17 protein-coding genes are annotated in these 22,524 nt (G+C 66.9%); 6 read left to right on the top strand and 11 right to left on the bottom strand.

Annotated elements, in window-relative coordinates; genetic code table 11:
* Window positions 1-4: 4 nt before the first annotated feature.
* Window positions 5-778, bottom strand: a complete 774-nt coding sequence (locus CXQ91_RS21020) for a demethylmenaquinone methyltransferase (protein ID WP_181038990.1) — start codon at window positions 776-778, stop codon at window positions 5-7.
* A 109-nt stretch (window positions 779-887) separates the two neighbouring features.
* On the opposite strand from CXQ91_RS21020, the gene CXQ91_RS21015 reads away from it, so the two are divergent.
* The 4 genes from CXQ91_RS21015 to CXQ91_RS21000 all read left to right on the top strand — a co-directional run bounded on the left by CXQ91_RS21015 (window position 888) and on the right by CXQ91_RS21000 (window position 5,071).
* Window positions 888-2,273, top strand: coding sequence for an isochorismate synthase MenF (locus CXQ91_RS21015; RefSeq protein WP_104175838.1), 1,386 nt, complete (start codon window positions 888-890; stop codon window positions 2,271-2,273).
* 247 nt (window positions 2,274-2,520) lie between these two features.
* Window positions 2,521-3,324 carry an ABC transporter substrate-binding protein gene (locus CXQ91_RS21010; protein ID WP_181038989.1) on the top strand — a complete coding sequence of 268 codons (804 nt, stop codon included), beginning with the start codon at window positions 2,521-2,523 and terminating at the stop codon, window positions 3,322-3,324.
* A 146-nt stretch (window positions 3,325-3,470) separates the two neighbouring features.
* On the top strand, window positions 3,471-4,262 hold the full coding sequence (locus CXQ91_RS21005) for an amino acid ABC transporter permease (protein ID WP_104175820.1): 792 nt from the start codon (window positions 3,471-3,473) through the stop codon (window positions 4,260-4,262).
* 11 nt (window positions 4,263-4,273) lie between these two features.
* Window positions 4,274-5,071 carry an amino acid ABC transporter ATP-binding protein gene (locus CXQ91_RS21000; RefSeq protein WP_104175819.1) on the top strand — a complete coding sequence of 266 codons (798 nt, stop codon included), beginning with the start codon at window positions 4,274-4,276 and terminating at the stop codon, window positions 5,069-5,071.
* Between the two features lie 96 nt (window positions 5,072-5,167).
* Here CXQ91_RS21000 and CXQ91_RS20995 read toward each other — a convergent pair whose 3' ends face one another.
* Window positions 5,168-6,142, bottom strand: coding sequence for a type IV toxin-antitoxin system AbiEi family antitoxin domain-containing protein (locus CXQ91_RS20995; protein WP_104175818.1), 975 nt, complete (start codon window positions 6,140-6,142; stop codon window positions 5,168-5,170).
* Between the two features lie 158 nt (window positions 6,143-6,300).
* Window positions 6,301-8,163, bottom strand: coding sequence for a 2-succinyl-5-enolpyruvyl-6-hydroxy-3-cyclohexene-1-carboxylic-acid synthase (menD, locus tag CXQ91_RS20990; protein ID WP_181038988.1), 1,863 nt, complete (start codon window positions 8,161-8,163; stop codon window positions 6,301-6,303).
* A gap of 297 nt (window positions 8,164-8,460) precedes the next feature.
* On the opposite strand from menD, the gene CXQ91_RS20985 reads away from it, so the two are divergent.
* Window positions 8,461-9,525 carry a LacI family DNA-binding transcriptional regulator gene (locus tag CXQ91_RS20985; RefSeq protein WP_104175817.1) on the top strand — a complete coding sequence of 355 codons (1,065 nt, stop codon included), beginning with the start codon at window positions 8,461-8,463 and terminating at the stop codon, window positions 9,523-9,525.
* Between the two features lie 89 nt (window positions 9,526-9,614).
* Here the strand turns inward: CXQ91_RS20985 and CXQ91_RS20980 are convergent, their stop codons facing one another.
* The 8 genes from CXQ91_RS20980 to CXQ91_RS20945 all read right to left on the bottom strand — a co-directional run bounded on the left by CXQ91_RS20980 (window position 9,615) and on the right by CXQ91_RS20945 (window position 21,051).
* The gene (locus CXQ91_RS20980; protein WP_104175816.1) at window positions 9,615-11,063 is read right to left on the bottom strand and encodes a glycoside hydrolase family 32 protein; all 1,449 of its coding nucleotides are present in this window, start codon (window positions 11,061-11,063) and stop codon (window positions 9,615-9,617) included.
* Window positions 11,064-11,088: 25 nt separating this feature from the next.
* Window positions 11,089-11,991, bottom strand: a complete 903-nt coding sequence (locus tag CXQ91_RS20975; RefSeq protein WP_258074193.1) for a carbohydrate ABC transporter permease — start codon at window positions 11,989-11,991, stop codon at window positions 11,089-11,091.
* 8 nt (window positions 11,992-11,999) lie between these two features.
* The gene (locus CXQ91_RS20970; RefSeq protein ID WP_104175815.1) at window positions 12,000-12,956 is read right to left on the bottom strand and encodes a carbohydrate ABC transporter permease; all 957 of its coding nucleotides are present in this window, start codon (window positions 12,954-12,956) and stop codon (window positions 12,000-12,002) included.
* Window positions 12,953-14,374 (bottom strand): extracellular solute-binding protein, encoded by a 1,422-nt coding sequence (locus CXQ91_RS20965; protein WP_104175814.1) that lies wholly within the window; start codon window positions 14,372-14,374, stop codon window positions 12,953-12,955. Before CXQ91_RS20965 ends, CXQ91_RS20970 begins: the two co-directional genes overlap by 4 nt.
* Window positions 14,375-14,731: 357 nt before the next feature.
* On the bottom strand, window positions 14,732-16,507 hold the full coding sequence (gene argS, locus CXQ91_RS20960) for an arginine--tRNA ligase (RefSeq protein ID WP_104175813.1): 1,776 nt from the start codon (window positions 16,505-16,507) through the stop codon (window positions 14,732-14,734).
* A gap of 248 nt (window positions 16,508-16,755) precedes the next feature.
* Window positions 16,756-18,834, bottom strand: a complete 2,079-nt coding sequence (locus CXQ91_RS20955; protein WP_104175812.1) for a PhoX family phosphatase — start codon at window positions 18,832-18,834, stop codon at window positions 16,756-16,758.
* Between the two features lie 153 nt (window positions 18,835-18,987).
* Window positions 18,988-20,025: an o-succinylbenzoate synthase gene (locus CXQ91_RS20950; RefSeq protein WP_104175811.1), complete on the bottom strand. Its 1,038-nt coding sequence runs from the start codon at window positions 20,023-20,025 to the stop codon at window positions 18,988-18,990.
* A 381-nt stretch (window positions 20,026-20,406) separates the two neighbouring features.
* On the bottom strand, window positions 20,407-21,051 hold the full coding sequence (locus CXQ91_RS20945; RefSeq protein ID WP_104175810.1) for a hypothetical protein: 645 nt from the start codon (window positions 21,049-21,051) through the stop codon (window positions 20,407-20,409).
* A 554-nt stretch (window positions 21,052-21,605) separates the two neighbouring features.
* Between CXQ91_RS20945 and CXQ91_RS20940 the strand changes: the two genes are divergently transcribed.
* Entirely contained in the window at window positions 21,606-22,517 is a 912-nt protein-coding gene (locus CXQ91_RS20940) for a phosphatase PAP2 family protein (protein WP_104175809.1), read from the top strand.
* Window positions 22,518-22,524 lie beyond the last annotated feature (7 nt).

Here is a 22,524-nt window from a genome sequence, read left to right as displayed (position 1 = left end):
TCGGCTAGCTCGCCGGCCGGGTGATGTTGCGGCGGAGCTTCGCCACGGGGCCGGTGTGGTGGGCGATGGCGGCGGCGCTGCCGGACAGCGGCTTGTGCGCGCGGTGGACGGCGACGATGCCGCCGCTGAGGTTGCGGTACGTGACCTTCTCCCAGCCGGATTCCTGCAGCCAGCCGGCCAGGTGGTCCTGGTCCGGCCAGGCGCGGATGGACTCGGCGAGGTAAACGTAGGCATCCGGGTTGGACGAGACCTTCACGGCGATGGCCGGCAGCGCGCGCATGAGGTATTCGGTGTACATGGTGCGCCACAGCGGGACCACGGGCTGGGAGAACTCGGCGATGACCAGCTTGCCGCCGGGCTTGGTGACGCGGAGCATTTCGGCCAGCGCCTTCTTGGGCTCGTTGACGTTCCGCAGGCCGAACGAAATGGTGGTCGCATCAAAGGTGTTGTCCGCGAACGGCAGTCGGGTGGCGTCGCCGGCGATGAAGTCGATGTCCGGGCGGCGGCGTTTGCCCACCTTGAGCATTCCGAGCGAGAAGTCGCAGGCGATGACGTTGATCCCGGCATCCGCGTAGGGCTCGCTGGATGTGCCTGTTCCGGCGGCGAGGTCCAGCACACGCTGGCCCGCCTTCATATCCATGGCTTCAACGACGACCCGGCGCCAGCGGCGCGTCTGTCCCATGGACAGGACGTCATTCACGACGTCGTATTTGGGGGCGACGTCGTCAAACATCGTGGCTACTTCGTCCGGACGCTTATCCAAGGATGCTCGGTTCACCATGACATTGTCTCAAATGTTGGGCGGACCCACGAACCACGGCCCGGTGCAGCGCGGCGGCGGGCCCCAATCAGGCGCCAGCGGCACTCGGGAGTACTGTTATCTCATCATGACGAGTACGTTCCGCACCTTGACAGTCCCCCTGGATGGAAGATCATTCTCCGGGGGGCTGCCGTCATTTCTGGTCCGGGACGATGTCCTCTGCTGGACCCGCCGCGAAGCCGGACTGGTGGGCTTCGGCGAGATCGCCCGCTTCACCGCCACCGGTCCCGAGCGTTTCCTCGAGGCCGACATCTGGTGGCGGCACCTGGTCCTCGAAGCGGACATCACCGACTCCGTGGAGTGCCCCGGCACCGGCCCGGTGGCCTTCGGCTCCTTCGCCTTCTCCAAGGTGTCCACGCACCGCTCCCGGCTGATTGTTCCCGAGATCGTTGTGGGGGTCAGGGACGGCCGCGCCTGGCTCACCCAGTTAACGTTCGACGACGGCGAACTCACCGAAGCGGGCGCCCTCGCCGCCCTGCAGCGCTGGCTGGACGCTGATCCGCTGGATGCTTGGGGCGACGGATCCGAGGCCTCAACTGCCGACGTCGGCCGTCCCCCTGGCGACCGTCCCGGCGGCGGCGTTGCCGCGGAACCGGCTGCCGACGTCGTGCCTAAACTCGAAACCGGCTCCCTCAGCGAGCATGACTGGATGGCGGCAGTGGCCGCCGGCGTCGCCGAAATCCGGACCGGCAAGCTCGAAAAGCTGGTGCTGGCCCGGGACATCGTGGCCACGATTCCGGAAGGCGTGAATGCCGCGGAAATCCTCCGCCAGCTGGCCGTCCGGTACCGCGAATGCTGGACCTACGGCGTGGACGGGCTGGTGGGGTCGACCCCGGAAATGCTGATCCAGGTGGAGGGCCGCACGGCCCAGGCGCGGGTCCTTGCCGGCACCCTCGACCGCCGCGACGCCGAGGGGATGGACGGCCCGCCGCTGGAATTCGCCGAGCGTGTGCTGGCCGGGTCCGAGAAGCAGCGGCACGAGCACGAGATTGCCATCCAGTCGCTCACTACTCAGCTGGCGCCGTTTTCCGAGGCCATGAACGCGCACAGTGAACCGTTCATCCTGGAGCTGCCCAACGTGTGGCACCTGGCGTCGGACGTGAAGGCTGAACTGACCGAGGTGGAGGGCCATGTGCCCACGTGCCTGGCGCTGATCAACGCGCTGCATCCCACGGCCGCGGTCTGCGGAACTCCCACCACCGTGGCCGGGGCACTGATCCGCAAGCTGGAGCACATGGACCGCGGGCCGTACGCAGGTCCGGTGGGCTGGCTGGACGCGGCCGGGAACGGCGAATGGGGCATCGCGCTGCGCGGCGCCGTCGTCGAGGCGCCGGACTCGGTGCGGCTCTATGCAGGCTGCGGCATCGTGGAGGGCTCCCACCCCGAGGCGGAGCTCGCGGAGACCTGGGCCAAGTTCCGGCCGATGCTCGAGTCGCTGGGCATCAATAGCTAGAGTCGCCGGGACTACCCAACTGACTGGCAGTTAACGTCGCGAAACCGCGTTTTCAGAGCGTTAACTGCGAGCCAGTTGGGCGGAGTGTCCGGAGACGCAGACACCAGTGCCTCGCCTAAGCTTGAAATCAGGGTAGTTTGGTTATCCAATAGTGAAACTAAGTTTTCTGTGATGCACATCTCTTATTCGGCTGTACACTATAAGCCGTTTTAGTCACGCATACCCCTGCAACAAAAGGTAAGAAACTATGCAGCCCATGTCCTCCGCCACGGCAAAGCTGGCCGCCAAGGCAGCCGCAATCCTCGCCGTCGGCGCCCTTTCCCTCACGGCCTGCGGCGGTAGCTCCACCCCTGCAGCGTCGTCCGCGGGCGGCGTCCAGCTCATCAACTCCGGCAAGCTGACCGTTTGCTCCGACGTCCCCTACGAGCCGTTCGAATTCCAGAAGGACGGCAAGATCGTCGGCTTCGACATGGACATCGCCGCCGAGGTTGCCAAGGACCTGAAGGCCGAACTCAGCGTTGTGGACAGCTCCTTCGAGGCCATCGAGACCGGCACGGCGCTCACCGGCTGCGACGTCTCCATCTCCTCCATCTCCATCACGGACACCCGCAAGGCCGTCATGGACTTCTCCGAGCCGTACCTGAACGACGACCTGACCCTGGTGGCCACTGAGGCTTCAGGCATCACGAACATCGACGGCGCCAAGGGCAAGAAGGTGGGTGTGCAGCAGGCCACCACCGGCGCCCAGTACGCCAAGGACAAGGGCCTCGACGCCCAGCAGTTCGAGGACACGGGACTCCTGGTCCAGGCCCTCAAGGCCGGCACCATTGACGCCGCCCTGGGCAACCAGTCGGTCCTCGGCTACGCCATCAAGGACGACGCCAAGTACAAGCGCGTGGAAAACTACGCCACGGGCGAGAAGCTGGGCATCTCCGTCAAAAAGGGCAACACCGCCATGGCCGACCAGGTCAACTCCACCCTCAAGCGCCTGACCGACGACGGCTCCTTGAAGAAGTACGAGACCACCTGGTTCGGCGAAGCCGCCAAGTAGCACACACTCCGGCCCGGGCACTCTAGCCAGAGAAACCCGGGCAGCCCTGTGACCTACCAAGTTGGGGCCCTGTACCGCTGTATGACAGTCCGCTGTACAAACAGCCCGTACGGGGCCTCAACTGCGCAAACGAATGTGAGAACCCCATGGCAATGACCGCACGTCAACGAGCCAAAGTCAGCCTGTACGTCCAGGCCGGAATCTTCGTTGTGGCTGTGGCCGCGCTGATTCTGGCCACAGACTGGAAGACCATCGGCAACAGCGTCTTCAACTTCGCCAAAATCGGCCCGATGTTCCCGGACATTTTCCTGATCGGCCTCAAGAACACCCTGATCTACACAGCCCTGGGCTTTATCGTGGGCCTGTCCGGCGGTCTGCTGCTGGCCCTCATGAAGCTCTCCAGCTTCCCCCTCTACCGCTGGATCGCCACCGGCTACATCGAGTTCTTCCGCGGCATCCCCGCGCTGCTCGTGTTCATCGCCTTCGGCTATGGTGTTCCGCTCGCGTTCGGCGTGCAGTGGAACGTGACCATTGTGGTGATGATCTCGCTGGGCATGGTGGCTGCGGCCTACATCGCGGAAACGCTCCGCGCCGGCCTGCAGGCCGTGCCCAAGGGGCAGCTGGAAGCTGCCCGGTCGCTGGGCATGCCCCAGTGGCGGGCCATGGTGTCCATCGTGATCCCGCAGGCTTTCCGGATCGTGCTGCCGCCGCTGACCAACGAGGTCATCCTCCTGACCAAGGACTCCTCGCTGATCTACGTGCTGGGCCTGACCGCCTCGCAGTACGAGCTCACCAAGTTCGGCCGCGACGGCATCTCCAGCCTGGGCGCAGGGCTCACCCCGCTCCTCGTGGCGGGCGCCTTCTACCTGGTGATCACCATCCCGCTGAGCCTTTTGGCCCGGAAGTTCGAAAGCCGCTCCGCGCGGACGAAGCGATAGGCAGGACAGTCATGAACGACGTCGAAAACAACGCCCGCAATACTGCCGTGCATGCCGCCGGGGTTTCCCTCAAGGACCTCCGCAAGTCCTACGGCTCCAACGAAGTCCTCAAGGGCATCAGCCTGGAGGTCTCCCCCGGCGAGGTTGTCTGCCTGATCGGCCCGTCCGGTTCCGGCAAGTCCACCCTGCTGCGCTGCGTGAACCTGCTCGAGCAGCCCAACGAGGGAACCATCCACGTGGGCGGTTTCGAGGCCACTAACCCCGATGTGGACATCGACAAGATGCGCCGCAAGGTGGGCATGGTGTTCCAGCAGTTCAACCTGTTCCCGCACCTGAACGCCCAGCAGAACTGCACCATCGCCCAGACCAAGGTGCTCAAGCGCCCGCAGGCCGAGGCGGACAAGGTGGCGCGCGCCAACCTGGAACGCGTGGGCCTGGGCCACCTGGCAGACCGTTTCCCGGACCAGCTTTCCGGCGGCCAGCAGCAGCGCGTGGCCATTGCCCGTGCCCTCAGCATGGACCCTGAGCTCATGCTGTTCGATGAGCCCACCTCCGCCCTCGACCCGGAAACCGTGGGCGACGTGCTGTCCGTCATGCGAAACCTGGCCAAGGAAGGCATGACCATGCTGGTGGTGACCCACGAGATGGGCTTCGCCCGCGAAGTGGCCGACCGCGTGGTCTTCATGGACGGCGGCGTTGTGGTGGAGGAAGGCGTGGCCGAGCAGGTCATCAGCGCCCCCAAGCAGTCCCGCACCAAGGAATTCCTGAAGCGCGTCCTGGACCCGACGCACATCGACATCTCCAAGTAGGTTTTGCCCGCTTCCGGCCTCCGGACGCGCACGCACTTTCGACACGCAAATGCCTTGGCGCACCCGGAATTCCGGGTGCGCCAAGGCATTTGGGCGTCACGGGACCTTTTGCGCGTCGAGAACTGCAGAACGCGTCCGACGGCGGGGCACGCCGGCCGCTGCCACCTTGCGTTCCAGCCGGCCCGGCAGCATCAGATCGGCCCACACCCACCGAACCACCGTGAACCCGAGAGCGCGGATCCGGTCCTCGCGGTACTTTTCTTCGACCACAACCTGGGACGGCGTGCGGCCCCTGAGATACTCCGGCTTGAGGTACTTCTCCTCGCCGTCAAACTCACCAACCACCCTTGCCCGCTTCCAATAGAAGTCGGAGTAGCCAACCAAACCCTGTTCATCCCTAAATTCCTGCTGGAGGACCGGCGCTTCAAACCCCGCAAGATGAAGGAGTGAACGGCTATACGACTCGCCCGCCGAACCGGACCGGGCATCAGCGAAGTCCAGGGCCGCGTGGATCCTGCGCTGTCTGGCCGCGCTATAGATTGATCCGGCTGCCGCCCGGAGATCGTCCTTGCTCAGGGCGGACAACTTTGCGGCAGCGTGGGGTCTAAGCACATGGTCCAGCGGGACGACAGCCTCAGCGAACGGGGTGAACGCCGCCAGATCCAGGACGGTGCGGACACGGGATGTGACCAGCAACCCGTCCCGCCGGACCACTTCCAGGCCGGAAGGGGCAGCGAAGTGGCGCCTTACACCCGCCCGCGACCTCCCGCCGTCGTTGGTCAGGGCCAGCGCTTGAACAGGGTGTCCTACGCCGATGGTGGGAACGCCCCAGACGCTTGCCGCCGAGTGCCTGGCAAAAATGGTGGGCTTTTCGAACATTTCCGCAGCGGCGCGGATCCGCAGCCCGTACTTTTGCCACTCTTTCAGTTCACGCCAGGCTGCCCCGTCCGTATAAACACCATGGCGGATCCGCATCAGGGCGCCGGAGCGAACCTGCTTCGCGAGGTCCTTGGCAGAAAGCCCATGCAGCCCGCAGTCACGGGCAAGGAGGAGGGGTGGGAGGTCCGTCATGCCTTCAGGCTGGCAGGGGCACGCCGCAGACTCTAGGGACGAATGCTCCTTATGTGGAAAACCCCTCCCGCCCTTCGACGCGCAAATGTGCCGGCGCACGGGTTATTCCGGGCGCGCCAGCACATTTGCGCCTCGCAGGCCCATTTGGGCGGCGTATCCTACGGGGCCAGTACGCCGCGGACTGCTTCCGCCACTGCGGCCTTGATGCGTCCGTGCAGCTCCCGGAGGCCCTTCCGGTCGGTGCGGACCTCAATGATGGTGCGCCCCGACGGCGGTGCAGCAAGCGCCTCGGCGAGTTCCGCCGTCGTACTTACCGCGCAGTGTCCGACGCCGTACGCTGCGGCGAGTGCCGCGATGTCCACTGTGTGGGGGGTGCCGAAGAGGCGCTCGACGGCGTTCCCGTACGTTCCGGCTTCCTGCACGGCTCCGTGTTCCAGGAGGTTGAAGATGGCCCCGCCGGCGTCGTTCAGGACCACGATGCGCAGAAGGGGATCGTTCTCGGCGAAACCCAGGAGGAGGCCGCCGGCGTCGTGCAGGAAGGTAACGTCGCCTAGCAGGAGGGTGGTTTCCTGCCGGCCGCCCCAGGCGATGCCGGTGGCGGTGGAGATGGTGCCGTCGATCCCGGCGAGGCCGCGGTTGGCGAACACCGTGGCCTGCGGTTCGGGCAGGGGCTGACCCGCGAGGTCCACGTCCCGGATGCCGTTGGAGGACCCCAGCATCAGCTGCCCGCGCGCATGCTTCCACACCAGCGCGCCGACGGACGGCCCGGTCGCCGCTGTTTCTCCGGACAGCACCTGGTCCAGCGCGTGCTGCGCGGCGGCACCGGCCAGCAGCCAGGCATCCAGCCACGCCGAGGAGCCGCGGCCGGAGAAGTAGGCGAGGTCCGCAAGGTTGTCCAGCGGGAGTTCCGTCCGCCGGCCCGGTTCGAACCAGGCCACGGGTACCGGCTGGTAGAGGGCGGACGGGACGTCGGCACGTGACAGCAGCGCGGAGACCGGGCGGGACAGGGTCGGCCGGCCAAACAGGACCACTCGCTCGATCGGCTGGGCGGAATCCGGGCCGAAGTGCTCCAGCAGGAGCCGGTACGGGCCCACGGCATTGGGGCCAAAGCGTGAGTTGGAGGACGGTTCGGCGAGCAGCGGCAGGCCGTGGGCGCGGGCGAAGGCCTCGGCGGCCGGACCGGCGTCGTGCCCGGCCAGCACCACGGTGCGCCGTTCCTCCAGCGTGGCGGGTGCCGGCGGCAGGGTCATGGGCTCCGGGCCGCGTCCGATCCTCCACGTCCTCCGGCCCGTAGCTTCCGGCAGGTGGTCGTTCGCGGCGGGGACCAGCGGATCACGGAAGGCCAGGTTCAGCTGGACGGGCCCGGGCGCGACGTCTTCAAACACGCCGGTGGCGGCGCTGAGGGCGGTCTCCACGGCGCGTTCCGGGTCGGTGCCCGCGGGGACGTCGGCGGCGAACCGCACGTGCTCGCCGAAGAGGTCCAGCTGGACGGTGGTCTGGTTGGCGCCGGTGCCGCGCAGTTCGTCGGGCCGGTCAGCGGACAGCACCACCAGCGGCACGGCGGCGTGGTTGGCCTCCATGACGGCCGGCATGAGGTTCCCGACGGCGGTCCCGGACGTGGTGAGGACAGCGGCCGGCGCTCCCGTGGACAGGGCAAGGCCCAGGGCAGTGAACCCGGCGGAGCGCTCATCGATCCGGACCAGGAGTTCCACACGGCCGGCGGCGTCGGCTTCGGCGAGCGCATAGGCCATGGGTGCTGACCGCGAACCCGGCGAGACCACTACATACCGGACGCCGCCGTCGAGCAGGGCGGACACGGCAATCCGGGAAGCCTCGATAGCGGTCAGCGTGCCCTGCGCCGCGTCGGTGCGCGTGCCGCTATCCGCGTCGCCGTGGGTGTCCTGTGATGCTTCGGCCGGAGCTGCTTCGGCCGGAGCGCCGGTGGCGTCACCTTCGGAAAGAGGGGCGTCGTCGGCGGCTGCATAAGCATTGAGCGGGTCCAGCGGGTTCTCGGAAGTCACCAATCCAGTCTCCCATCAACCCCAACGCTCTCTCACTTCCTGCACCCCAAACCCCAACGCTCTCTCACTTCCTTCACCCCAAACCCCAACGCTCTCTCACTTCCTTCGGCGAAGTGAGAGAGCGTTGCAGAATATCCCCCGGGAAGTGAGAGAGGATCGCAGAATTTCCCCCAGGAAGTGAGAGAGCGTCGCAGGAAAACCGACAGGAAGTGAGAGAGGATCGCAGGGCGAGCACCAGCTCACACGAGTTAGGTAAACTGCAGCAAAGCAGTGTTTTCCCACCCGGAGGATCAGCCCATGAACCGTAAGGCCACCGCACTGGACGTCGCCAAGCTGGCGGGTGTCTCGCGCAGCGCTGTGTCGCTCGTGCTCAACGGGCGGGGCGACGGCAATGTTGCCCTCGAAAGCCAGCAGCGCATCCGGGAAGCAGCCGCCGCGCTCAACTACTCTCCGAACAAGATTGCCCTGAGCCTGCGCAACCAGCAGTCACGGGTGATCGGGATCGTGTCGGACCACGTGGTCGTCAGCGCCTTTGACGGGAACATCATTGGCGGGGCCGACGACGTCGCACGCAGCCGCGGCTTTGTCACCGTAGCCATGGACACGGAGTTCGACGCCGCCCGGGATGAGAGCGCCGTGGAGACCCTTCTGGACCGGCAGGTGGAGGGACTCATGTACGTCACGGAGGGTCTAAAGCGCTTGGAGGTGCCGCCGGGGATGCTTCGGGTTCCGTCGGTCCTGGCCAACTGCTTCGACAGCGCCCCGGCGCCGGCCCTATCCCACGTGATCCCGGACGAAGTGCGCGGCGGCAGGGAAGCCGCCAACCACCTGCTGGAGCTGGGCCACCGCGATATCGCCATGGTGGCCGGCCCCGCCAAAGCCTCGGCCGCACCCCTTCGCGTCGCCGGCTATCGCGAGGCCTACTCCGGGCGCCACCTTCCGGTCCGGGAAGACCGGATCAGCTTCGCCGGATGGGACATTGACGACGGATTCCACGGCGCCATGAAACTGCTCGACGGCGCGTCGCCCGCCGAGCGGCCCACCGCCATCATGGCCGGCAACGACCGCGTCGCCATCGGCGTCATGCTGGCCGCCGCCCGCCTGGGCCTCAACGTACCCGGCGACCTCTCGATCATGGGCTACGACGACGAATTGCACATCGCCGATACCATGGTCCCCGCGCTCACCACCATGGCCCTGCCGCTTCGAGAAATGGGAGCCGCGGCCATGACCCAGCTGTTGGAACGGATCGAGGGCGACGGCGGTTCGGAACCTGCGCGAGTTGACGGCCTCGAGACCTTGGTCCCCTGCCGCCTCGTAATCAGGGAGTCCACGGCGCCCGCACCGGCGGGCCGCAGCTGATTCCCGCCGCCTGCGACGGCGGCACCGCGGCCGAACGGCACGACGGCGGCACCCAGCTGAGTGCCGCCGCCGCTAAGTACCGCCGTCCGCTATTTAGGCTGCTTCAGTTCCCAGACGTCAGCCGTGGCGCCGGACGGAAGGTGCAGCTGCCACTCTTCCCCCGCAACCGGGTAGGCCCGCAGCGTTGTGGCCACGGAACCGGCGCGGTAGACCTCCACCACTGAGGCATCCACGAAGACCCGCAGCTCCTCCCCCGGCTCGATGGTTCCGCTGAACACTGTCTGGCGGCCCCCGTCGCCCACGAGCAGGAGTTCGACGGCGGTGTTCCCGCCGCCGGCCCCGCCGCCAGTAGCCACACCGGCAGTAACCAAGGCTTCAGCAAACGGAGGCAGTACAACGGATCCTGCCGCCTGGCTGGCCGTCAGCGCACCACGGTAGGCGTCGACCTCGGGGGCAGGGCTGACGGCCAGGGCGCCGTCGACCACGGAGAGTTCACGCGGGAAGGTCAGGACCCCGGCCCAGCCGGCGGCGTCTATTTCGTCCTGGCTGCGGCCGCGGCGTCCGTCGCGGCCCGGCCCTTCATTGGCCCAGCCCCACAGCAGGGCCCGGTCCTCCAGCGCCACGATCTGGGGCGCGTAGAAGTCGCGCCCGAGGTCGGACTTCCCGCCGCCGCGGGGCGTGAAGACCGGCAGTCCGGTCGCCGGGTCCTCGGTCAGGGAGCCGACCAGGTGTCCCACGCCGTTGGCGTGTTCGTGCGCGTCACCTGAGAGCCAGAGCGAGAACATCATCAGCCAGGTGCCGGCGTCGCCTGCGGACTCCCCCGCGGACCGGGACCCGGAGGGCCCGGAGTCCCCGGAGGAATCGGGCACCCGCACCAGCTGCGGGCATTCCCAGATCTCCGCGGGCGTGAACTCCGAAGCCACCGGGTTCTCCGAGGTCAGCCAGATGCCCTGGTACTTCCAGTCGGACAGGTCCTCCACCGTGTACAGCAGCAGTGCGGCGTGCCCGCTGGCGAGTCCTGCGCCCTGCATGGCGTACCGCTTGCCGTTGAACCGGAAGATAAACGGGTCGCGCACCGCGGTGACCTGCCCGTCGTTCGGCATCGAGGCCGCAACGTGGCCGGTCTGCTCCCAGTGGACCAGATCCTCCGAGCCGCGGGCGATGACCACCTGGGAGTGACCCCCGTCGCCGCGGACGCCCGAGTACGCGGCGGTGGGAACACCGCCGTCGTCCGTCACCACACCGGTCCAGCAGCCGTACTCATCCGGTCCGCCCTGCTGCGGACGCAGCGCCACCGGGTGTTCCTCCCAGCGCACCAGGTCGGCGGAGCTCACGTGGCCCCAGGCGATCCTGTGGTGCCGGGCGGAGTCCGGGTTGTACTGGAAGAACACGTGGTAGCGGCCGTTGATGTAGCTGATGCCGTTGGGATCGTTGATCCAGCCCTGCGCGGGACGCGGGTGGAACCCCGGGAAGGCGGGATCAGTGTGGGCGGCGGCGACGTCGTCGAAGCGCACGGCGGCGAGGTCCGGGGAGGGCATAACAGGGGGCCTTTCGGTGAGGAGGTTATTTTCCAGTGCCGGCCGTGAGGCCGTCCTGGAGTGCGCGCTGGCCGAACATGAAGACCACCAGCGCCGGGATCATGGACAGGACCACGCCTGCGAGCACCACTGAGATGCTGCCGGTTCCCAGGTTGCCCTGGAGCGAGACAAGTCCCAGCGGGAGCGTGAAATTCTGCTCGGAGATGGTCAGGATGAGCGGGCGGAAGAACTCGTTCCAGTGGAAGTTGAATGCGAGGATTCCCACGATCGCCATGCCGGGCATCGCCAGCGGTGCATATACGGAACGGAACGTCCGCCAGGGCGAGGCGCCGTCGATCGAGGCGGCCTCGGCCAGCTCGGCGGGGAGCCCCATGAAGTACTGGCGCATCAGGAAGGTGCCGAACGCCGTCGGAATGGCCGGCAGGATCAGTGCCAGCAGTGTGTCCGAGAGGCCCATGCCGCGGATCAGCATGAAGACGGGCACGATCGTGACCTGCACCGGCACCATCATGGTGGCCAGCACGATCGAGAAGAGTGCGCCGCGGCCGCGGAACTTCAGGTGCGCGAAGGCGTAGCCTGCCATCGCCGCGGTCACCATCTGGCCCACCGCGATCAGCCCGGTCACCAGGGCGCTGTTGAGGACGAGCAGGAAGATATTCAGTTGCTGGAATACTTCACCGTAGGACGTGAAATCGGGGTTCCACGGGAAGAACGACGGCGGCAGCTTGAAGGATTCCGACGGCGACCGCAGCGACGTGGAAAGGGTCCACAGCACCGGACCAAGTGTCAGGGTTGCCGCAACCAGGAGCAGGAGGATGCGGATGGCGAAGTTCCAGCTGAACCTGCGCCGGTTGGGAGACGTTTCCGGGAGGCCTTCGGAAAGCCGGGGGGAATGCCCAGCCAGGCCGTGGTCTGTTGTGGTTGTCATGGCTGGCCTTACTGGTAGAAGACGAATCGTTTGCTGAGCCGGAACTGCGCGGCCGTAATGGCCATGATGATCAGGGTGAGAAGCACGCCGATGGCGGAGGCCTGACCGAACTCGAGGCGCTGGAAGGCCGATTCAAAGATGACCATGACGGCGGTGCGGGTGGAGTCGCCGGGGCCGCCGCGGGTCAGCACGTAGGGCTGGTCGAACACCTGCAGGGCGCTGATGATCGCCATCACCGAGGCCACGAGGGTGGTGGGGCTCAGCAGGGGCAGCGTCACGTAGAGGTGCCTGCGCCAGCCAGTGGCGCCGTCGATCGACGCCGCTTCGTATGTCTCCACGGGAATGGATGCCAGGCCGCCGATGAACAGCAGGAAGGAGAACCCGAAGTTCTGCCACACGTAGACAAGGATCACGACGGCGGCGGACCCGCCTGGCGTGGTCAGCCACGGCACCGCGGGGATGCCCACGAGGGACAGGAACCAGTTGACCACGCCGAACTGCTCGTTGAAGAGGTACCGCATGAAGATGGAAACCGAGGCCGCGGACAGGATCAGCGGGAAGAAGAAGGCCGAGCGGAAGAAAACGCGCAGCCAGGCCGGCATCTTCTCCTGCACCATGATGGCCAGTGCCAGGGCGAGCCCCAGCTGGAAGGCCACGGCCACCACCACGAACAGGATGGTGTTCAGGAAGGACACCCGGACGGTGGGGTCCTGGACCACTTCGGAGAAGTTGTCGAAGCCCACGAAGGTCGGCGCCGAAATAATGTCCCAGCGGAAGAAGGCCAGGACTACGGAGGCCACGATCGGGATCAGGGTGAAGAGGCCCATGCCGAGGATGGTGGGGGCCAGGAAGATCCAGGCCAGCCAGCGCTGGCTGTGCCTGCCGTTCGTTGCGGGTGCCTTGGCATGGGAGGCCGGTCCGGCCGCCTGCCTCGGCCGCTCCCGCGGCGGGGTGGTGGTGCTCATGACTGCCTCCTCAGGGCCAGTTCAAGGTCGCGCTGCATGGAGGCGAGGGCCTGCTTGAGCTGGCGCTCGTCGCCGCTGACAGCCAGCGATACGTTCTTCATCAGGGCCGTTTCGACGGCTGCCTGCTGCGGTGGGGCCGGAATGGGGCCGGTGGTGGGGAACCTGTCCAGGGTGTCGTAGAAGACCTTCCAGTTGGCGGGTCCCTTGCCGGCGTAGAGCTGCTCGTTGACCATGGAGCGGCGCGCCGGCGTCGTGATCGGGTTGGGGAAGATCAGTTCCATCGCCTCGCGGCTGGAGCTGAACTTGATCCACTCCCAGGCGGCGTCTTTGTCCTTGGCGGTCTTCATGATCGCGTAGCCGGCGGTGCCGAACTGGTGGCGCTGCGTCTTCCAGCGCGGGAAGAACTGGACGTCGAAATCGTTTTCGCCCATCCCGGCCTCGTGCAGGCCCTGCACCCAGTAGCCGCCGGCCGGCGTCGTCCCGATGCGGTTGGATGCGAACAGCCCGACGAGCGAACTGCCGCCGCCTTCCTCCGGGCGGACCCCGAGTCCGTCCTTGACCAGCCCGCGCAGGTAGTCGAAGGACTCGAACACGCGGTCGTCATTGGCGTTGGGCTCCAGCCACTGGTACCCGCCCGACCTGAGGCTGCGGGAGGGATCGTTGGCGTAGAAGCCGTCCCAAAGCCACTCCCCGCCGGCGGACCTGGTCTCCTTCAGGAAGCTGGTGTCGTTCGCGTACAGCCACGGCACCACACCGCCGAAGAGGCGGTTGGTCCAGTAGTACGGGGTGAAGTCCGAGGTGCGGGCCTTGCGCATGGCGGCGAGGCTGTTCCGGAAGTCCACGTGGGTCCAGTCATCCGCGGGGCGCTCCAGCCCTGCCTGCGCGAACGCGGTGGTGTTGTAGTACATGTTGGCCGCGTTCCAGTCCATGGGGAGCTGGTACAGGCTGCCCTTGTACATGAAGGCTTCCACCAGGCTGGGGTGGACGTCGTCGAAGAACTCCGCCATGTCCGCGGCGTCACGGCGCACGTACTCGTCGAGCGGGTGGGCGAGTTTTTCCGCGAACAGCTGGGCGCCTTCGGTGGCCACATAGACCACGTCCGGCGGGGTGCCCGCGGCCACCATGGTAAGGATCTTGGTGAAGAAGTCCTTCCAGTCCACGGCCTGGATGGCCTGGACCTTGACCTTGATCTCAGGGTGGAGTCGGGTGAATGCATCGATGGCGCGCTGGCGGGCGGCGGCGTCCGCGGCGGTGCCCATGATGGCGATGCTGAGGCTGTTGTCCCCGCGGCCCGGAATGTCCGTCCCGGAGAGTCGCGGCCACGATGCCACGGTTGCTCCGATAATTCCCGCGCCGAGGGCACCAAGGGCGGTACGGCGGGTGAATTCCCGCAGGTGCCCGTTTGTGGCTCCGGTCATGTCAATTTCCTTCCTAACACGTGTTAGGAACTGTAGATCAACGACCTAACACGTGTCAATCGTCACAAGTTAGACGTCGCGACTTGGGCGCGTCTCTGCGACGCTCTCTCACTTCCTGCCGCTTCAAACCCGGACGCTCTCTCACTTCCTGCCGCTTCAAACCCGGACGCTCTCCCACCTCGCCCGCACGTTTGCGGCAAGAGGTGAGAGAGCGTCGGTCAAAACCTCGCAAAAAGTGAGAGAGCGTCGGTCAAAACCTTGCAAAAAGTGAGAGAGCGTCGGCGGTATGCCGCACGCGGTCCTGGCTGGTCGGCCAGCGGGCGCCTACAAGAACCCGGGCGCTCTCACATCCTGCGGCTACATGTTCTCCGGGGTCTCGATGCCCAGCACGTCCAGCCCCTCGGAGAGCCTGTGGAGGACCAGTGCGCACAGGGCCAGCCGCGACTGGCGAACGGAATCGTCCGCCTTGAGCACGGGGCACTGGTCGTAGAAGGACGTGAACAGCTGCGCGAGCTCGAACAGGTACGCACACAGTCGGTGCGGCTCGAGGAGTTCCCCCACCCGGCGAAGGTTGGCACCATACTCCAGCAGGTGCAGGGCCAGGGCACGTTCGGCGGGTTCGACGACGGCGATGGACGCAGCCGCCGTCGGCTCGCCGGCCACCGGCTCGCCCGGGGACCCAGCCACCCCGACCAGGGACCCTGCCTCCCCCACAGACTCCGCCTCGCCAGCCTTCCGAAGGATTGAACGGATCCGCGCGGCGGCGTACTGCACATACGGCCCGGTGTTGCCGCTGAGCGCGAGCATGCGGTCAAAGTCAAATACATACTCGGTATCGTGGCCCACGGAGAGGTCGGCATACTTCACCGCCCCGATGCCCACCTGCCGGGCAGTTACGGCGCGCACGTCCTCCGGGAGGTCCGGCCGGCTCGAGTCCACCACGGCGCGGGCGCGGTCCACGGCCTCGTCCAGCAGGGCCATCAGCTTCACCGGCGTGCCCGAGCGGGACTTCAGGATCTTGCCGTCCTCGCCCAGCACGTTGCCGATCTGCACATGGGTCGCTTCGACCGTGTCAGGCAGCCAGCCGGCCTCGCGCGCCGACTCCATGACCATCCGCAGGTGGACGTTTTGCGGGGCGCCCACCACGTAGAGGATGCGGTCGGCTTGGAGGTCCTGGACCCGGTACCGGATGGTCGCGAGGTCCGTCGTGGCGTACCCGTACCCGCCGTCGGACTTGCGGATGATGAGCGGCAGCGGCTCGCCGTCCCGGCCCGTAAACCCGGCGGGGAAAGTGCACAGCGCCCCTTCGCTGACGCGGGCCAGGCCCCGTTCCTCCAGTTCCTGGCACAGCTGTGCTAGATGGGGATCGTACGAACTTTCACCCGCGATGTGGTCGTCCTCGAGGCTGACTCCCAACGTGGCGTAGATGGCGTTGAAGTAGACCTTCGAGTGGTCCACCAGCCGCTGCCAGACTTCCAGCGTCTCCTCGTGAGCCGACTGGAGTGACACGACGCGGAGTCGGGCGCGCGTCGCGAAGTCGGGGTCGCCGTCGAACTTTGCCCGCGCCGCCTGGTAGAACGCGCTGGGGTCCTCCACCAGCAGCGCGGCCTCGGGTGAGTCCTCGCCGATCTCCAGCCAGTGCTCAATCAGCATGCCGAAGGGCGTGCCCCAGTCGCCGATGTGGTTCTGCCGGATCACCGTGTGGCCCAGCGCCTCGAGGACGCGGACCAGGCTGTCCCCCACCACGGTGGTGCGGAGGTGCCCCACGTGCATTTCCTTCGCAACGTTTGGGGAGGAATAGTCGACGACGACGCGCTGGGCTTGCGTCTCCGGCCCGCCTTGCGGCTGGGAAGCCTGGGCGTTGAGCAGCTCTTCGATCCAGGTGCCGTCGAACGTGAGGTTGATGAAGCCGGGGCCGGAGATTTCAACGCCGGTGCAGAGGCCGTCGAGCTCCAGGGACTCGACAATGCGTGCGGCAGCGTCGCGTGGAGCCAGGCCCACCTTCTTCGCGAGCGCCATGGCGGCGTTGACCTGGATGTCCGCGAATTGCGACGGCCGGACCACCGGGTCAGTGTCCCGGAACTCTTCGCCGAACGCTTGGGCAATAGCTGCCTGGACTCTGGGGACAACCATCTCGGCCGGATTATTCACAAGCTCAAATTATCAGTCCCCGGCCCTTCCGACCCTCTCTCACATCCTGCGGTTAAATCCGGGACGCTCTCTCACTTCCTGCCGCCAAAAAGGGAACGCTCTCTCACCTCCCGGCCGTGCGGCCAGGGACGTGAGAGAGCGTCCGCCGAAAAGGCACCAAAAGTGAGAGAGCGTCCTGGAAGGTGGGGCGGGCCCGAGGGGTGAGCCGGCCCGATTAGTATGAAGCGGCTCTAGCCCCGGAAGACCTGGACCACCGACGGGCGCGGGGCGCGCGCCTGGCCACGCGCCGGCGTCGTGCCTGCCGGAACGTAGTCCGGGAAGTACGAGTTCGGTGCGTCGAACGTGCCTTCCTCCCCCGGGTGCTGCACGGAGACAAAGACGGTGCGCTCGTCGTCGTGGACGATCGGGCCGCACGTCTCGCCGTCGCGCGGGACGGCCAGGAACTGCTCCACCTTGCCGCGGTCAGCGCCGTCGAGCGTCACCTTGAACAATCCGTCCGCGCGGCCGATGCCGGCGGGGGCGCCGTCGGTGGAGATCCACAGGTTGCCCACGGAATCGAACGCCAGGTTGTCCGGGCAGGAGATCGGCGAGACCTGGTCCACCGGGAAGCCGGAGAAGTAGGTGACGTCGCCCTGGGCAGGATCGCCGCAGACCATCAGCAGGTTCCAGGTGAACGCTGTGGCAGTCTGGTCGCCGGTTTCGGTGATTTCCACGATGTGGCCGTCGCGGTTGGCGTTGCGCGGGTTGATCTCGGTGGCGCCTTCCTTGCCCGCCTTGCCGCGGTCCGAGTTGTTGGTGCAGGCAACGTAGACCTTGCCGGTGTGCAGGCTGGGCTCCACGTCCTCGCAGCGGTCCATCTTGGTGGGACCCACCTTGTCCGCGGCCAGCCGGGTGTAGACCAGGACCTCTTCGACGGACATCCCGGGCACAGCCGAGGCCCCGTCAACCACCAGCGGCAGCCATTCGCCGGTGCCGTCGAACGCACCGTCGGCCGGTACCGCACCGGTCCCGGTGATCTCGGCCGCGGGCGAGTTGCCGGTGAACTTGGCCACGTACAGGTTGCCGGCGGACAGCAGCGTCATGTTGTGCTTGCGGTCGCCTTCGCGGTACTTGTCCTTCGAAACGAACTTGTAGAGGTAGTCGAAGCGCTCGTCGTCGCCGGAGTAGGCCACCGCATGCCCCGATTCGGCCACGATCACGTTGGCGCCCTCGTGCTTGAACCGGCCCAGCGAGGAGTGCTTCTTCGGCGTGGACGTGGGGTCAAACGGGTCCACTTCCACGATCCAGCCGAAGCGGTTGGCCTCGTTCGCGTAGCCGGCGTTGCGGGTGTCGAAGCGGGGGTCGTCCAGTTCCCATTTGCGCGCCGTGGCCGACGACGTCAGGCCGTAGCGCTTGTCGCTGGCGGACGTGCCCGGGGAGACGAAGTACCCGTTGAAGTTCTCCTCGCCGGACAGGATGGTTCCCCACGGTGTGGTTCCGCCCGCGCAGTTGCCGAGAGTGCCCTTGATCTTGCGGCCGGACGGGTCGTCGATGGTCTTCATGAGCGAGGAACCGGCAGCCGGACCGGTGAGTTCGTAGACCGTGCTGTTCAGGTAGCGGCGGTTGAGCCCGGCGCCCTGGACGTAGCTCCACGGCTTGTTCTTGTTCTGCCGCTCCAGCTCCACCACGGTCAGGCCGTGCGCGGCAGCCCCCACTGCGCGGACATCGGCGGCCGGCATGGTGGCCGGGAACATGATGTTTTCGTTGGTGTACTCGTGGTTGGCGAAGAGCACGGCGCGGCGGCCCTTGCTGCCCGGAACCTCGAGGATGTCCGTGTAGTCGTTGTTGTAGCCGAACTGCTTTTCCTGCGCGGCCGCCGTCTGGTTGTTGATGTCGAACGCGGGAGCATCGTTGAAGATCGGGTCTCCCCAGCGGATCACGGGCTGCCAGGTGAACCCGGCCGGCACGGTCAGGGTGTCCACGTCGGCGGCGATGGACGGGATCGCGGTGAACTGCAGCTTGGACTTGCCGAAGCCGTCCTTTGCTGCGGCGGCGAGGCCGGTGCCGCCGTCGGCCACTGCAGTTCCGGCGGACGTGACCGCACTGCCCAGCACGACGGCGAGCGCACCGGCGGCGCCGAAGCCGAGGGCGGCGCGGCGGGACATGGTGGCGGAGGCGATGTCGCGGAAGTAGCTGTTTGAGCTGGTGTTGCAGACCTCGCCCGAGCAGGCGTTGTCGCACTTCAGCGCGCAGGTGACGGGGCTGCGCTTGCCTTTGGTGTGGCCAAGCATGGGGAGCAGGGCAAACTTGCGTCCGGTCGTTTCAGACATGGGGGGCCTTCCAAGGAATCCGATGAGGTCCCGCCCACCCTGTCAGCCGCTTCCAACCGGGAGCCGACAGCCAGATGAAGATCCGGTGAACCGGTGGTGACCCGCAGGAAGTGAGAGAGCGTCCCGGAAAAACCCGCCAAAAGTGAGAGCGCGTCAGACCTGGGCGGGGGCGGCCAGCACGGCGTGCACCCGGCGGAGGCGGTCCAGCCACCAGTCCCGGCGGTCGGCGGGGGCCGCGAACTCCTCAAGCAGCCCGGCGTCGGCGGTGACGTCGCGGAGGCGGATGGCGCCGTCGTCGGCCACGAGCGGATCCCGGGTGACGTCGGCCGCGAGCAGGGACACCGTCCCCAGCCCGCACGCGTACGGCAGTTCCGGCAGGGCCGCCGCCAAAGCCAGCCCGGCGCGGATCCCCACCGAGGTGTCCAGCGCGGAGCTCACGACGGCGGGCAGCCCGGCCTGCGCCACGATGTCCAGCGCGCGCCGCACTCCCCCGAGCGGCGCCACCTTCACCACGATGAGGTCGGCCGCTCCCGCCCGCGCCACGCGCAGGGGGTCGTCCTCCTTGCGCACGCTTTCGTCCGCGGCGATCAGCAGGGGAATGCCGGCGGCCCGCAGCTGGCGGCGCACCTCGGCCAGGCCGTCGATGTCCGGCACCGGCTGCTCGGCGTATTCAAGCCCGACGGCGGACAGCCGGGTCAGTGCCTCCACAGCCGTGGGAACGTCCCACCCGCCGTTCGCGTCCACCCGGATGGCGGCGTGCGGGAGGGTGCTGCGGACGGCGGCAACCCGGGCGGCGTCGTCGTCGAGCGTCTGGCCGCGTTCAGCCACCTTGATCTTGACGGCATCCACGCGGCCGAACCGGGCCAGCACCTCCGGAACACGGTCCGCGGAGACGGCCGGAACGGTGGCGTTCACGGGAATCACAGATCGCAGCGGCGCAGGAAAGCCCTGCCAGGCGGCCTCGACTGCGGCGGCGAGCCAGCGGGAGGCTTCGGCGTCGCCATATTCGGGGAAGGGGCAGAACTCGCCCCATCCCAGCGGGCCTTCCAGCAGCAGGGCCTCACGCTGGGTGATGCCGCGGAACTTCACGCGCATGGGCAGGCTCACCACATGGGCGGACGCTAAAAGCCGGTCCAGGGAAGGAAGGGCTGCATCCTTCGGTTGGGGCTGGCTGGGCGCGTCGGCAGGCATGATTTCACTCTACCGGGCACCCCTGACAACGGGCCGACGCAAAAAAGCCCCGCTGCAGATAGGGAGGCCAAGGAGTCCCTTGGTAGGGCCGACGGCGACTGGGGGCGAGCTTCACGTTTATGAGACTCGTCGCCGCCGGCCCAGCTCAAGGAGCCCCGGGCGCACATTCCCTGCGGTCTAACCGCCGGATCTGCTGCGGGGCGGTCCGTGTAAAACCGGACCGTTGATAAAATCTTAGGGATCCCGGGCCGCCGCCGCGTGAGTACCCGCTACTCGTTTTGGCGGCTCCGATGTACTCAGGAAAGCGGCCATCACGCGCCGCAAACAGCGTGCGATGGCCGCCGGTTGGAAGGGCCCAGAGCGCCCTAGCCAAACGTGGATTTACCGGTGGTTGTGGTCGTCATCCTTGGCGCGGTCCAGCAGCTTGCAGATGTCCTTTGCGTGCCGGATGCTGTTGTGCGTGATCTCGCCGGAGACTATCTCCATCTGGTCAGCGGCAGCATAAACTACGTTGCCTGCCAGCCGTCCTTCCTTGAAGTAGAACGCCTTGGGCAGGCCCTCGTCCTCGAAGGCTTTCTCGTCAGCGGCTCCCATGGCGAACACCAGGCTGGGACCCCGTGCGGACAGGTGGGCACTCAGGCCGTCCCCTGCGAGCTTCATGGTGAAGGGCCCGGAGACGTCCAGCTCGTCGATGGTCGCACCGTCGGACACACGGGTCAGGTCAACGGTGGCGTCGCCGCGGTACCTGATCACCAGGGTCCCGTCGTCCTTCTTCTCGCCCTTGTACTTCACCTCGCGCTCGTCGCCGGCTTCCACCTTGATGGTGGTGTCGCAGGCCTCGAACTCGTAGGGGGCGTAGTACTCATCGGGCACGGAGACGTACTTTCCGTCAGTGTCCTGCGGGGGCCACGGCCCTGCAGCCCCGCCTCCGCCATCGGATCCGGCGGACGCCGGAGCGGAAATTCCCGTAAGCAATGCCAGCGCCAGGGCGGCGGGCAGGCACAAATACCTCATTTTTCGGTTCATGGCAGCACTCCTGAAGATGGCAGGAGGGGACGCATACGGGCCTGACCTGCCAATGTTGGTAAACATCAAATGCCAGTTAGGCGACGAGACCAGTTGTGATGCGGTGATATTGCGGGTGATATTGCGGCCGCTGTGTTCAGGCCGACAATACGTTCAAGCTAGCGCCGCTGTCGCCGGGGTGTCAACGGTTAATCGACGCCGGCGCTACGCCAAAGCCGGCGGCCCGCCAAATCCGGACACGGAAGAGGCCCGCAAATACGCCTCGAACCAGGGCGCGCAAATGCGGGGTTTTGCGGACGCCAATGCCCTGCGTGTCACCGTCGTCGTGGGCATTGGCATCCGCTACGGTCGCCGGCTTAGTGCTGGTCGGCTGGCGGCCGATATCCCTAGCGTAGGAAACTCGCCACCGGCCAGCACGAGTATTTGCTACCTGTTTTGGGGCGCAATTGCAGCCAGTGGTGGCCCTCGGTACGGTGCTCCTGGGCCCGCAGCGGAGGCGCGGCGCAGGCACTTTCCTCAGACTGCTCCCAGCATTTTGTGGGACGCTGGAGGTGATGAGCTCTCACCTTCAAGATTCCCGACGGCGGCCCGCCGGGCAGGTGCGTGGCGCAAAGCGCCTGGCCGCGCTGTGCATCCTCGCAACGCTGGCCTGTTTGGCAGGCCTGATCGCCACGTACTACTTCTTCGTGCGGACCACGACGGGACAGTACATCGACGAATCCGCACTCGTGGAGGCCGTCGCCATCCACGGGCCCGCCGGGAAGGCCGCCACCAGGTTCCTGGACTGGTTGCCCACCATCTCGCTGGTGATGGCCGCCGTCGTCGTCCTCTTTGTCACGGTGATCCGCAAGCGGTGGAGGGCCGCGGGCATTGCCGTGGCCGCGTGCATCGGCGCGAACATCGCCACGCAGGTACTGAAGGAACTGCTGCCGGCCCGGCCGTTCCGCGGCGTCGAAACCCTGGAATTGAATTCGTTGCCGTCCGGCCACACCACACTGGCAGCGTCGGCCGCGGCCGCCGTGTTCCTGATGACCTCGCCGCGCTGGCGGCCGTTCGCAGGCTTCGTGGGCGGCAGCTTCGCCATCGTGTCCGGAATCTCCACGGTGGTGAACCAGTGGCACCGCCCCGCCGACGTCGTGGCAGCCTTCCTGCTGGTGGGCGCGTTCGCGATCCCGGCCGGGTGGCTGATCATCCGCACGGGCAATTCATGGAACGTGTGGGACGGCTTCGGCGGGCACTGGGCGTCGTCGCGCTGGTGGATCCGGCTGCCGGGCCTGATCTCCCTGGTGTTTGCGGCGGCCGCCGCGTATTTGCTCACCCGGTACATCCCCGGCCAGGGCGGCAGCACCACCAGCTACTTCTGGGGCGGCATCTCACTGATCGTCGTGGCCGGGTACGTTGCCACGGTGGCCACCACCGCGCTGTTCGCCTTTGCCGCACGACGGCGGGCGGCCGGCGGCCGCTGACAGGTCC

The sequence above is a fragment of the Arthrobacter sp. Y81 genome, from assembly GCF_002929335.1.
Taxonomy (GTDB): Bacteria; Actinomycetota; Actinomycetes; order Actinomycetales; family Micrococcaceae; genus Arthrobacter.
This window is presented reverse-complemented; position numbering and strand designations above follow the sequence as displayed.

Bases quoted from the DNA above. Each gene is read 5' to 3' on its own strand.
- CXQ91_RS20940 (WP_104175809.1), top strand. From the start codon at position 21,606: ATGAGCTCTCACCTTCAAGATTCCCGACGGCGGCCCGCCGGGCAGGTG.
- CXQ91_RS20950 (WP_104175811.1), bottom strand. From the start codon at position 20,025: ATGCCTGCCGACGCGCCCAGCCAGCCCCAACCGAAGGATGCAGCCCTT.
- CXQ91_RS21005 (WP_104175820.1), top strand. From the start codon at position 3,471: ATGGCAATGACCGCACGTCAACGAGCCAAAGTCAGCCTGTACGTCCAG.
- CXQ91_RS20970 (WP_104175815.1), bottom strand. From the start codon at position 12,956: ATGAGCACCACCACCCCGCCGCGGGAGCGGCCGAGGCAGGCGGCCGGA.
- argS (WP_104175813.1), bottom strand. From the start codon at position 16,507: ATGGTTGTCCCCAGAGTCCAGGCAGCTATTGCCCAAGCGTTCGGCGAA.
- CXQ91_RS20955 (WP_104175812.1), bottom strand. From the start codon at position 18,834: ATGTCTGAAACGACCGGACGCAAGTTTGCCCTGCTCCCCATGCTTGGC.
- CXQ91_RS20975 (WP_258074193.1), bottom strand. From the start codon at position 11,991: ATGACAACCACAACAGACCACGGCCTGGCTGGGCATTCCCCCCGGCTT.
- CXQ91_RS21000 (WP_104175819.1), top strand. From the start codon at position 4,274: ATGAACGACGTCGAAAACAACGCCCGCAATACTGCCGTGCATGCCGCC.
- CXQ91_RS21015 (WP_104175838.1), top strand. From the start codon at position 888: ATGACGAGTACGTTCCGCACCTTGACAGTCCCCCTGGATGGAAGATCA.
- CXQ91_RS21010 (WP_181038989.1), top strand. From the start codon at position 2,521: ATGCAGCCCATGTCCTCCGCCACGGCAAAGCTGGCCGCCAAGGCAGCC.
- CXQ91_RS20945 (WP_104175810.1), bottom strand. From the start codon at position 21,051: ATGAACCGAAAAATGAGGTATTTGTGCCTGCCCGCCGCCCTGGCGCTG.
- CXQ91_RS20980 (WP_104175816.1), bottom strand. From the start codon at position 11,063: ATGCCCTCCCCGGACCTCGCCGCCGTGCGCTTCGACGACGTCGCCGCC.
- CXQ91_RS20965 (WP_104175814.1), bottom strand. From the start codon at position 14,374: ATGACCGGAGCCACAAACGGGCACCTGCGGGAATTCACCCGCCGTACC.
- CXQ91_RS20985 (WP_104175817.1), top strand. From the start codon at position 8,461: ATGAACCGTAAGGCCACCGCACTGGACGTCGCCAAGCTGGCGGGTGTC.
- CXQ91_RS20995 (WP_104175818.1), bottom strand. From the start codon at position 6,142: ATGACGGACCTCCCACCCCTCCTCCTTGCCCGTGACTGCGGGCTGCAT.